3 protein-coding genes are annotated in these 12,426 nt (G+C 75.2%); 1 reads left to right on the forward strand and 2 read right to left on the reverse strand.

Going from position 1 to position 12,426, the window contains the following annotated elements; translation table 11 throughout:
- Positions 1–140: 140 nt before the first annotated feature.
- Positions 141–8,366 (forward strand): type I polyketide synthase, encoded by an 8,226-nt coding sequence (locus ACH4S9_RS20720; RefSeq protein ID WP_398373490.1) that lies wholly within the window; start codon positions 141–143, stop codon positions 8,364–8,366.
- 71 nt (positions 8,367–8,437) lie between these two features.
- Here the strand turns inward: ACH4S9_RS20720 and ACH4S9_RS20725 are convergent, their stop codons facing one another.
- Both ACH4S9_RS20725 and ACH4S9_RS20730 read right to left on the reverse strand, forming a co-directional pair.
- Positions 8,438–11,308, reverse strand: a complete 2,871-nt coding sequence (locus ACH4S9_RS20725) for a hypothetical protein (protein ID WP_398373491.1) — start codon at positions 11,306–11,308, stop codon at positions 8,438–8,440.
- Positions 11,305–12,423 (reverse strand): AAA family ATPase, encoded by a 1,119-nt coding sequence (locus ACH4S9_RS20730; RefSeq protein ID WP_311725573.1) that lies wholly within the window; start codon positions 12,421–12,423, stop codon positions 11,305–11,307. The genes ACH4S9_RS20725 and ACH4S9_RS20730 overlap by 4 nt, the downstream gene beginning before the upstream one ends.
- Between the last annotated feature and the right edge of the window lie 3 nt (positions 12,424–12,426).

Consider the following 12,426-nt stretch of genomic DNA (forward strand, 5'->3'; position numbering starts at 1 on the left):
GCGGAAACGCGGTGTCGCACGGCCATGCCGCCCCTGGAGCGGGTGGCGCTCCGCGCGCCTCGCTCCCTCGCCGCCGACGGCCGCCTACGGTGAGCGGGCGGGGGCGGAAGCCAGGCGCCCCGCGGTCGAGAGGGTGTGGAATGGCGGAAGAGCACGGCGAGTTGATCCGCGAGCTGCCGGAGTTACTCAAGCGGCACGTGGCACGGACCGGAGACAAGATCGCGTACGAGGACGCCCGCCGGGGCGTCGGCTACGCGGACCTGGAGGCGCGGACCGGGCGGGTGGCGGGCCATCTGGCACGGCTGGGTGTCCGGCCCGGGGACCGGGTGGCGCTGCATCTGGGCAACCGGGTGGAGCAGGTGGAGAGCCGTCTTGGGGTCCTGCGGGCCGGGGCGGTTGGGGTGCCGCTCAACTCGACGGCGACGGAAGGGGAGTTGGAGTACTTCCTCGACGACAGCGGCGCGGTGGCCATCGTCACCGAGGAGACACTGCTGCCCCGGCTCGCCCGGGTCGCGGCCGGGCGGCCGGGGCTGCTCGTCCTGGTGGTCGGCGCCGACGGGCTCCCGGCGGCGGCGCCGGACGGAGCGGTGGCCTTCGAGGAGCTGGCCCGGACGGATCCGGGCCTCGCGCCACGGGACGACCTCGGCCTCGACGAACCGGCCTGGATCATCTACACCTCGGGCACCTCCGGGGAGAGCAAGGGCGTGGTGACCACGCAGCGGGCCGCCCTGTGGTCGGTGGCGGCGGCCTACGTCCCGGCGTACGGGCTTCAATCGCGCGACCGGTTGCTGTGGCCCCTGCCGATGTTCCACGCGCTGGCGAACTCCGTGTGCGTGCTGGGCGTGATCGCGGTGGGAGCGAGCGCGTATCTCCTTGAGCGGGGCGCCGGGGGCGCCAACCTCGCCGAGGCCCTCGCCGAGCAGTCGTGCACCGTCCTGACCGGGGTGCCCACCACCTACCACCTGCTGGTGGAAACATTGCGCGGCACACCGCGGCCGGTGTCCGAACTGCGGGTGTGCCTCACCGCGGGCGCGCCCTGTCCGCCGCGACTGCGGGCCGAGGTCGAGGAGTTGCTGGGCACGCCCCTGCTCGACGGCTACGGCTCCACCGAGACCTGCGGAAAGATCGCGGTCAACCGGCTCGACGGTCCCCGGTCCGACGACACCAGCGGTCCGCCGCTCCCCGGGGTCACGGTGCGGCTGACCCACCCGTTCACCGGCGAAGAGGTGGCCGAGGGGGAGGAGGGCGAGATCTGGGTCCACGGGCCCAACCTGATGAGCGGTTACCACAACCGCCCGGAGGCCACCGCGCTCGTGTTGCGCGACGGCTGGTACCGCACCGGAGACCTCGGCCGCCGCGTGGCACACGGCCATCTCAAGGTCACCGGCCGGGTCAAGGAGCTGATCATCCGCGGCGGCGAGAACATCAACCCGGCCGAGGTGGAACACGCCCTGCTGGACTGCCCCGGAGTCGCCGACGCGGCCGTCGTCGGTCGGCCGCACGATGTGCTCGGCGAGGTGCCGGTCGCCCTGGTCGTCCCCGGCCCCGGCGGTGTCGACACCGCGCGGCTGCTCGCGTTGTGCCGGGAGCGGCTGTCGGCCTTCAAAGTGCCCGACGAGGTGTACGAGACCGGGTCCGTGCCCCGCACCCCCTCCGGCAAGATCCTCCGCCGCGAACTCACCCGCGACCTGGCCGAACGGCTGGCCCAGGCGCGCGACACCGCCTCGGAGGCGCTGCGCGAGCGGCTGCGCTCCCTGCCCGCGGCGCACCGGCGGGACACCGTGCTGCGCCTCGTCCTCGACCTGGCCGCGCGCACCGGTGACGTCCCCGGGCCCGAACTGGGGCCCGAACAGCCCTTCACCGCCTCCGGGATCACCTCCCTGGGCGGCGTGCTGCTGCGCGACCGGCTCGCGGCGGCCACCGGTCTCGCCCTCCCCGCGACCCTGGTGTTCGACCACCCGACGCCCGCCGCCCTGGCGGAACACCTGCGCATCGCGCTGCTCGGCGACCGGGACCCGACCCCGGCGGCCACCACCCGCGCCGCCCGCCCCGGGCCGGCCGAGCCCGACGGGGAGCCGCTGGCCATCGTCGCCATGGCCTGCCGCTATCCGGGCGAGGTGGCCACTCCGGAGGACCTGTGGCGGCTGGTCGCCGACGGCACCGACGCCACCTCGGACTTCCCCGCCGACCGCGGCTGGGACCTGCCCCGTCTTTACGACCCCGACCCGGACCGTCTCGGCACCTCGGTGACCCGCCGGGGCGCCTTTCTGCGGGGCGCGGCCGACTTCGACGCGGACTTCTTCGGGATGTCCCCGAGGGAGGCGCTGGCCACCGACCCGCAGCACCGGCTGTTGCTGGAGACCGCGTGGGAGGTCTTCGAACGCGCGGGTCTTGACCCGGTGGCGCTGCGCGGCAGCGACACGGGTGTCTTCGTCGGCCTGATGCACGACGACTACGCCTCCCGCCATCTGCACCGCGACCGCCACGAGTTGGAGGGGCATCTCGCGCTGGGCGGAGCGGGCAGCGTGGCATCCGGCCGTATCGCCTACACCCTGGGCCTGCGCGGGGCCGCCGTGACGGTGGACACCGCCTGCTCGTCCTCGCTGGTGGCGATGCACTGGGCCGCGCGGGCGCTGCGGGCCGGCGAGTGTTCGCTGGCCGTGGCCGGCGGGGTCACCGTGATGGCGGGCCCCAAGCCGTTCGTGGTGTTCAGCAGGTTGCGCGGGCTGGCGCCGGACGGCCGCTGCAAGCCGTTCTCCGCCGCCGCCGACGGCACCGGCTGGGGCGAGGGCGTCGGCCTGGTGCTGCTGGAGCGGCTCTCCGACGCCCGGCGCAACGGCCACCCGGTGCTCGCCCTGCTCCGCGGCTCCGCCGTCAACTCCGACGGCGCCTCCAACGGGCTGACCGCGCCCCACGGACCCGCCCAGCAACAGGTGATCCAGCAGGCGCTGGCCGCCGCCGGGCTGTCGCCTGCCGACATCGACGCGGTCGAGGCCCATGGCACCGGCACCGCGCTCGGCGACCCCATCGAGGCCCAGGCGCTGTTGGCCACCTACGGGCGCGACCGGCCCGCGGACCGGCCGCTGTGGCTGGGCGCGCTCAAGTCCAACATCGGGCACACCCAGGCCGCAGCCGGTGTCGGCGGGGTCATCAAGACCGTCATGGCCATGCGCCACGGACGGCTGCCCCGCACCCTGCACACCGAGGAGCCGTCCCCGCGCGTGGACTGGTCCCCGGGCACCGTACGGCTGCTGGCGCAGGAGCGGCCGTGGCGGCCGGCGCCCGGCAACCCGCGCCGGGCCGGGGTGTCGGCGTTCGGTATCGGCGGGACCAACGCCCACGTCATCCTCGAAGAAGCCAGGCCCGAACACCTCGGAACCGGCGCGCCGTTGGAGCCGCAACCCGGCCGCCCGCGGCGTGCGGAGGCCGTGCCGCCGCTGCCGCTCTCCGGCGCGAGCCCGCGGGCCCTGCGCGCCCAGGCCCGGCGGATCGCCGCCCTGCTGCGGGATCGGCCCGAACTCGCCCCGCTGGACGTCGCCTTCTCGCTCGCCACCACCCGTCCCGCGCTCGCCCACCGGGCCACCGTGCCCGCCGGGGACCGCGAGGCGCTGCTGGCCGCCCTGGACGCGCTGGCGGAACATGACGACGACCGCCATCCCTCCCTGCCACCCGGCGTCGAGACCACCGGCACCCCGGGGCGCGCCGGGCGGCTGGCCCTGCTGTTCACCGGCCAGGGCGCCCAGTGGCCGGGCATGGGGCGCGCGCTGTACGACGCCTTCCCGGCGTTCGCCACGGCCTTCGACGGACTCTGCCACCACTTCGACGCCCGCCTCGAGCGGCCGCTGCGCACCGTGCTGTGGGCCGCCGAGGGCACCGAGGACGCCGCTCTGCTGGACCGCACGGACTTCTCGCAGGCGGGGCTCTTCGTCTTCGAGGTGGCCGTGTTCCGGCTGCTGGAGTCCTGGGGGATACGGCCGGACTTCCTGGCGGGACACTCCGTCGGTGAGCTGGCGGCGGCTCACGTGGCCGGCGTCCTGTCCGAGCGGGACACGGTCGAACTGGTCGCGGCCCGGGGCCGGTTGATGCGGGAGCTGCCCTCGGGCGGAGCCATGGTGGCCGTGGAGGCCTCCGAGGAAGAAGTGGCCCAGGAACTGGCGAGGGCCGCCGAAACGCCGGCGGACCGGGTCGCGGTCGCCGCGGTCAACGGCCCGCGGTCGGTGGTCCTCTCGGGCGACGAGGCGGCTGTGCTCGCCGTGGCGGAACGCCTGGCCGCACGCGGGTGCCGCACCACACGGCTGCGGGTCGGCCACGCCTTCCACTCCCCGCTGGTGGAGCCCATGCTCGAGGAGTTCGGCCGGGTGGCCGCGCGGCCTGAGTACGGAGAGCCGCGCATCCCCGTCGTATCCGCGCTGACCGGGCGCCCGGCCACCGGGGAGGATCTGCGCTCGGCCGGGTACTGGGTACGGCACGCCCGCGAGGCCGTGCGCTTCGGGGACGTCGTCCACCGGCTCGTCCGCAAGGAAGGGGTGACGGCCTTCGCCGAGGTCGGCCCCGACGCACACCTCACCGCGTCCGCCCTGGCGGCCCTGGCCGACGGGGAGAGCGAACGCCTGGTGTTCGCGGCCGTGTCCAGGGCCGGCACCGACCCGCGGGGGTCCGGGCCCGGGGCGGTTCTGGCCGCGCTCGCCCGGCTCCATGTGCACGGACTGCCGGTGGACTGGGGCCGGGTGTACGCGGGCAGCGGCGCCCGGCGGGTGGACCTGCCCACGTACCCCTTCCAGCGGCAGCGCTACTGGCTGGCCGACACGGAACCGGACGCCCCCGCCACCGCCGCCGCGCCCGCCGACGACGGCCGGGGCCACCCGCTGCTGACGCAGACCACCACCGTCCCCGGCACCGAGCGCGTGTTGTGTACCGGCCACCTGTCGGGCGCCGCCCACCCGTGGCTGGCCGACCACGCGCTCGCCGGGCACCCGCTCGTCCCCGCCGCCGCGCTCGCCGAACTGGTCCTCCACGCGGGGGACGCGTGCGGACTGGACGAGCTGGAGGACCTGGCCCTGACGGCCCCGCTGTTCCTGCCCGGCCACGACGCCCGGGTCCAGATCCAGGTGGCCCTCGGCGAACCGGACGCCTCCGGCCGGCGCACCGCCGACGTCCACTCCCGGCCCGAGGAGTCCGGGGCGCTGGGCCCCTGGACGCACCACGCGACCGGGCGGCTCGGCCCGGCGGTCACACCGTCGGACCCGCCCGCCGCTCTGGCCGACGACCTGGCCGCGTGGCCGCCCGCGGGCGCCGAACCCGTGGACCTCACCGGTGCCTACGCGCGGCTGGCGGACGCCGGTTACGCGTACGGCCCGGCCTTCCAGGGCGTCATGTCCGCCTGGCGACGGGGCGGCGAGCTCTTCGCCGAGGTGCGGCTGCCCGGGGCGGCGGGCCCGGACGCCCGGCGGTACGGCATCCACCCGGCGCTGCTGGACGCCGCGCTGCACGCCGGACGGCTGGCCGCGCCGTCCGAGGGCCCGGCCCGGCTGCCGTTCGCCATCGGCGGCCTGACCCTGTACGCCGTCGGCGCCACGGAACTGCGCGTACGCTCCCGGCCCTTCGGCGCGGACACCATCGCCCTGGACCTCGCCGACGGGGCGGGCCGGCCGGTGGCCCGGGTGGCCTCGCTGACCACCCGGCCCCTTCCGGAAGACGCGGGCTTCGGCGCGGGGGCCGGGGAGTTGTACCGACTGCGGTGGACCGGCGTCCCGGCCGACGGCCCGGACCCGGCATCGGTACCGGCCCCGGCCGTGGCGAGCCCGGACGACCTGGAGCTGAGCGCGGCACTCACCGCCACCGCCGGCGGCGCCGGTCCCGAGACGGTCGTCGTCTCGCTGGCCGGCCCGCGATCGGGCACCGATCCGGTCGCGGACACGCACGCCCTGACCGCGCGTGCCCTGGAGGCGTTGCGGACCGGGTTGGCCGATCCGGCCTCACCCGGAGCGCGTCTGGTGGTGGTGACCCGCGGCGCCGCGTCCCCGACCCCGGACCTCCCGGCCGCGGCGGTGTGGGGCCTGGTGCGCGCCGCGCAGTCGGAGTACCCCGGGCGCCTGACGATCGTGGACCTGGACCACCGGCCCGAGTCCGCGCGCCTGCTGCCCGCCGCCATCGCCACGGGCGAGCCCCAACTCTCCATCGCCGACGGCACGGTGCGCGTCCCCCGGCTCGAACCGGCGCCGCACGCCGCCGCCCCCGCCGCCCCAGGCGGCTTCGCGGGCGAGGGCACCGTCCTGCTCACCGGCGGCACCGGATCGCTCGGCGGGCTGCTGGCGCGACACCTGGTCGCCCGGCACGGGGTCCGGCACCTCGTGCTCCTCAGCCGCGGCGGCCCCGCGGCCCCGGGCGCGCGGCCGCTGCGGACCGAGCTGGAGCGGTCGGGAGCCCGGGTGGACCTGGTCGCCTGCGACACCGCCGACCGCCCCGCCCTGGCCGCCGTGATCGAGAAGTACGCGCCCGGCCTGACCGCCGTCGTCCACGCCGCCGGGGTCCTGGACGACGGTGTGCTGGAAACGCTGACGCCCCGGCGGCTGGCGGCGGTGCTGCGGCCGAAGGCGGACGCGGCCTGGCATCTGCACGAGCTGACGCGGGATCTGCCGCTGTCCCGCTTCGTGCTGTTCTCCTCGGCCGCCGGGCTGCTGGGCAACCCGGGCCAGGCCAACTACGCCGCCGCGAACTCCTTCCTGGACGCCCTCGCACACCACCGCACCGCCCTCGGCCTGCCCGCGCTCTCCCTGGCCTGGGGGCCATGGGCGGACGAGGACGGGATGGCGGCGCGCACCGACCACGCCGGCCGGACCCGGGACACCCCCGTACGCGCGGTCTCCCCCGAGCAGGGCCTGGCGCTGTTCGACGCCGCGCTGAGCATCGGGGAGCCGGTGCTCGCCCCGCTGCCGCTGGACCGCTCCCGCCCGGCCACGCCCGCCGGGCCGCCGGCCCCGCCACCGCTGCGCGGACTGCTGCGCCCGGGCCGCCCGGCCGCCCGGCCCGGGGACGGCGGCGCCGGTGCGACGTCGGATCTGGGCCAGGACCCCGGTGGCGCGGAGGGCTCCTGGCGGCAGCGGCTGGCGGCGCTGCCCGACGCCGACCGCGCGCCCGCGCTGCTGAGCCTGGTCCGCGAGACGGCCGCCCTGGTGCTCGGCCACGCGGACGCGACGGCCGTGGGCGCGACACGACCCTTCACCGAGCTGGGCTTCGACTCGCTGACCGGAGTGCTGCTGCGCAACCGGCTGAGCACGTTCACCGGCGTACCGCTGCCCGCCACGGTCGTGTTCGACCGGCCGAGCGCCCAGCAGCTCGCCGACCACCTGTACGCGCTTCTCAGCGACTCGCCGGGCGATGACGCGCTCCCGGAGGAAGCGCCCCGCGAGCCCCGGCGGCCCGGCCCCGTGCCGGCCCGGCCCCATGAGCGGCGGCCCGCGCAGACGCTGGCCTCCCTCTACCGGAGGGTGTGCGAGACGGGCGAGGTGGTCGCGGCGATGCATCTGCTGGTGACCGCCTCACTCGCCACGCCGGTGTTCGACCGCGCCGACGCCGCGCGGCACGCGGTCGCTCCGCTGCGCCTGGCCGAGGCCGCCGAGCGAGCCGAAGGCGTCGGCGAAGCCGGGGAACCCGGAAGCGCCGAGGGCCCCGCGCTCGTCTGCGTCCCCGGCTTCTCCGCCACTCCCGGCGGGTCCTGGTACGGGACGCTGGCGTCCCGCTTCGACCGCGAGCGCGACGTCTTCGAGATCCAACACCCCGGCGTCCTGCGGGGGGACGCGGTACCGCGCGACTGGGAGACGCTGGTCGAGCTGCACGCCGCCACCGTGCGCGAACACGTGGGCGACCGCCCGTACGTCGTCCTCGGCTACTCCATGGGCGGCTACCCGGCGCACTCGGTCGCCGCCCGGCTCGCGGCGACCGGCACCCCGCCGGCCGGGCTGGTCGTCGTGGACACCTACCACGTCACACCGGAGCGCGAGGACGAGCCCTGGCTGCTCGCCATGCCCGCCCGCGTCCCCCTGGAGATGGGCGATTGGTTCGACGCTGCGGTGGACGATATGTCCATGGCCGCGCTGGGGGCCTACACCCGGATGGCCCGCGGCTGGTGTCCGGAGCCGACGGACGTCCCCACGCTGCTGGTCCGGGCCACCGATCCGCTGCCGGAGCCGCGGACCCACAGCGGCCGTGAGGCGGAGCGGGGCGGCGACCGGCGGCCCTCCTGGCCGGCCCCGCACGACACCGTGGACGTCCCCGGCAGCCACTGGAGCCTGATGGAGGAACACGCGCGCACCACGGCCGAGGCCATCCGGGCGTGGACCGGCGCGCTGGGCACCGCCGCGGGATGACCCGGGAGTGGGCCTGACGAGCGCGGCCGGTCGCGTCCCCCGACGCACGACCGGCCGCGCCCGCGCTCCGGCTATCCGACCGGCTGGAGATCGAGCAGTCGCGCCACGGCGTCCGCGGTCCGCGGATGCCGTGTCAGCAGCCCGGCCACCTCCCCCCGACCGGTTACGCCGACCTGCGGGTCGAGAGCGGACTCGGTGTCCTGCCACCCCGCGTCGTACCCGAGCGTCTCGGCCACGGCGTCACAGGTCGCCGGGTGGGCGGCCAGCAGCCGCGCGACCGCCCCACCCGGCGCCGCCTCAGCGGCGCCTGTCTCCGCCTGCGACGCCGCCGGCCGCGCCGACCACGGCGGCACCCACGCGTCGACCGCGGACAGCGCTGCGGGGAAGGTGCGGCCCGCCTCGCGCACCAGCACCGGCACCAGCTCCCGCGCGCCGTCGCGCAGGGCCGTGATCAGCTTGGGCAGCCACGGGAGCAGGACGGAGTCGGGCAGCTGCGCGAACGCCTTGGACAGCTGCTCGACCACGAAGGGCGCCAGTGTCGGCACCGGCTCCAGGGCCTGCACGAAACCGCTCATATAGCGCGGGAACGCGGGCACGACCAGCGGGTTGGCCAGCAGTTCGGCGCAGCGCGAGCGCAGCTCGGCCGAGGTCATCAGGCCGAGCCGGGACCGGGCCGCCCACGCCAGCGCGACCTTGTCGGGTGCCTCGGGATGGGACTGGCGCACGGCGAGTTCGAGCTGGGTGTGGTCGCAGCCGAGCGAGAGCGCGAAGCTCTCCATCTCGAACAGGAAGCCCAGCATGGCGGCCACCTGGCGCAGCCCGGTGGACTCGTCCGCGAAGGCCGTCGGCAGCAGGGTGCAGTAATGCGCGTAGCCCGCGGTGACGAACCGTTCGCACCAGCGCGGCAGCTCCGGCTCCGCGGCCCGGTAGTGGGCCAGCAGCCGGCGGATCTGGCGCAGCACCCGGGGCGCCCCGTCCACGGTGCGCTCCGCGGTCAGCAACTCCACGGCCCGGGCCCCGAGTTCGTCGGCGAGCCGACGGCTGCCCAGATAGAGGATGGCCTCCTCCACAGCCTCCAGCGCGGTCGCGGCGGTGGCCTCGGGCGCCCACGCGTCGCGGCGCAGCCGCTGCTCCAGCACCTGCTCGATGGTGACGCCCTCGTAGCCGAGCTCGACGAGGGAGCGCTGGTTGCGGCCGATGGCCAGGTCCCAGCTCTCCTGGATCGACCGCTCGCCCAGCCTGCGGGCCCCCATGATCGGACGGGCCACGTCCCCCAGCAGCCGGCGCAGGATCCACAGCAGGTCGGAGCAGGGATTGAGGGCCGGTTCCGCGGCCAGGTCGAGCAGCGCGCGCTGGTTCGTCCGGGCGCTCAGATTGAGCCCGAGCGGCTCCAGACGGTCCAGCACATCGCGGGCCAGCGGCGGGAGCGAGTCATAGCCCACCGCGCCGATCCGGTCACCGCCCAGCAGGATCTCGCACAGCCGGCGCACATCGCGGCGGCCCGGCACGGTGTCCTTCTCGATGCAGGTGACCGCGGCGTCCTCGAAGTCGTACGGGGTGGGGCGGCCGCGGCCGCGCATTCCCGCCAGCAGGATGGACGTCTCGAACACCGCGATGGCGTCGGCCGTGCTGGCCAGATAGCCGTTGCGGCGGGCCAGCCCGACGATGTCGACACACCACCCCAGCAGCTCGGCCTCGTCGAGGTCGTCCAGCACCGGCGGGGTGGCCAGGAACCCGGACAGCCGGTCGGCGACCCCCTCGGGGGAGCCCGGCACGGCGTCGGCCCGCTCGCGCTCCGCGCGCTTGGCCGCCCGCTTCTGGTCCGCGGTCTGCTGCCCCGCCAGCCGGAACGGCGTGACCCGGCCCCGCTTCAGCGCCTTGGTCCAGGTCGCCGACGCGATCGACACCGCCCCCGGGGCCAGCCCGAACTGCGCCTCGATGGTGGAGTGGCTGGACGGGATGAGCCCGTACATCCAGCGGGTGGCCGTACGGGGAGTGATCTCGTACGGCTCGCCCTCGGCCGCCAGGCCGAACTGCTCGACCCGGCTGGCCGCGTGGAAGGCGCCGCACACATACAGACAGCGCTCAGGTTCGGCGCCCGAGGCCGCGAGGTGTTCGCGCATCCGCGTCCACATATAGCGCTCGCGGTCCTCGTCCCGGTCCTCGCGCGCCTGCCGGTCCGGGCGCAGCCGCCGGAACAGGCTGCCGATCATCACCATGACCTGGCGGTAGGTGTCGTAGTCCGCGCCGACCAGGGGCTGCTCCACATACTGGTCCCACCACTCGGACCAGTGCCGGACCTTGCCGTGGTGGAGCAGATACGCCTCCAACTCGGCGAAGCGGGGCCGCAGATCGCCGATCTCGATGCCGACCGCGTCGCCGTGCAGCGCGGCCTCGTCATGGCGGGCGCCGTCCTCGTCAGCATCGCCGTCCGCCGCTTTCGCCTCCCCAGGCTCGGCCGGGTCGCGGGGCGTCCACTGGAAGACATGGTCGGTGGAGCGGTCGACCAGCACCAGCTCCACGTCCGGCCGGTCCAGGGCGTAGGCGATGGCCTGGTACTCGGCCGAGGCCTCGGTGATGGGCGCCACCACGCTCAGCGGCGCCCAGTCGAGCGGGAAGCCGTCGATGTCCGTCGCGAAGGCCTGAAGCGCCACCGGGAGGCGGCAGTTGCGCAGCTCGTCGAGGAGCGGCCGCAGATCCTCGCACAGCTCCAGATAGATGACCTTGGGCTGCTTCTCCCGCAGCCGCCGCACCATGGCCAGGGCCGAGGCGGGGGAGTGGTGGCACACGGGGAAGATCTCGAGCTCCTCGCGCAGCGCCCGGTCGACGTCGTCGACCATGCCCGACAGGATGCCGGGGACGGCGCCGGCGTCACCGGCGAAGGCGCTCGCCGCGTCGCGCAGCTGCCCACGGAGGGCGCCGAAGGGGTTCGGTGTCGTCATGACAGGGTCGCGATCGTCTCGCGGCCGCCCTCCAGGAAGTCCTGCCAGGGCCCGCCCTCGTCCTTGCTGCGCGGCTCCACGACGCCGTGCCAGAACTTGTTCAGGATGGCCAGGTCCTCCGGGCTGCGCCGGGCCAGCGAACTCACCAGCGAACCGGCGAGCGTCCGCGCGCCGAGGACGCGGTCACCGAAGAACTGGCTGTGCAGGATGGCGTCCTCCAGCACGCCGATCTGCTCGGCGGTGGACAGCGCGGATTCGAGCCTGTCGTCGTCGCTGGTGGCGGAGGCCGACGCGGCGCGCAGATCGGCGAAGCTCCGCAGCAGGATGTCCAGCAGGGTGGGCGGCACCTCCAGCTCGATCCGGTGCCTGCGCAGCAGCTCAACGGTGCGGAACCGGACGATCTCCGCCTCGCTGCGCTTGTTCGTCACCACCGGGATGCGGACGAAGTTGAACCGCCGCTTGAGCGCGGACGACAGGTCGTTCACGCCCCGGTCGCGGCTGTTGGCCGTGGCGATGATCGAGAATCCGGGCTTGGCGAAGACGATGTTGTCGTCGTCGAGCTCCGGGATGGACACATACTTCTCGGACAGGATCGAGATCAGCGCGTCCTGGACATCGCTGGTCGACCTGGTCAGCTCCTCGAAGCGGCCGATCACGCCCCCCTCCATCGCCGTCATGATCGGCGAGGGGATCATCGATTCCCGCGACTGTCCCTTGGCGATCACCATCGAGACGTTCCACGAGTACTTGATGTGGTCCTCGGTGGTACCCGCGGTGCCCTGGACGACCAGCGTCGAGTTGCGGCAGATGGCGGCCGAGAGCAGCTCGGCGAGCCAGCTCTTGCCGGTGCCCGGGTCGCCGATCAGCAGCAGCCCCCGGTCCGAGGCCAGCGTCACGATGCTGCGCTCCACAAAGCTGCGGTCGCCGAACCACTTCTGCGGGATGGGGCGGTCGAGCCCGTCGGAGGGCTCGGACCCGAGGACGAACAGCCGGACCATCCGGGGGCTGAGCCGCCACGAGAACGGCTTGGGGCCGTCGTCGATCGACTCCAGCCAGTCGAGCTCCTCGGCGTACTTCACCTCGGCCGGGGCGCGCAGCATGTCGTTGTCGGTCATTCG

This window comes from Streptomyces sp. NPDC021225 (genome assembly GCF_044332865.1).
Taxonomy (GTDB): Bacteria; Actinomycetota; Actinomycetes; order Streptomycetales; family Streptomycetaceae; genus Streptomyces.

What these genes read in the sequence shown, in the direction of transcription:
- ACH4S9_RS20725 (WP_398373491.1), bottom strand. Translation starts at nt 11,308, where the DNA reads ATGACGACACCGAACCCCTTCGGCGCCCTCCGTGGGCAGCTGCGCGAC.
- ACH4S9_RS20730 (WP_311725573.1), bottom strand. Translation starts at nt 12,423, where the DNA reads ATGACCGACAACGACATGCTGCGCGCCCCGGCCGAGGTGAAGTACGCC.
- ACH4S9_RS20720 (WP_398373490.1), top strand. Translation starts at nt 141, where the DNA reads ATGGCGGAAGAGCACGGCGAGTTGATCCGCGAGCTGCCGGAGTTACTC.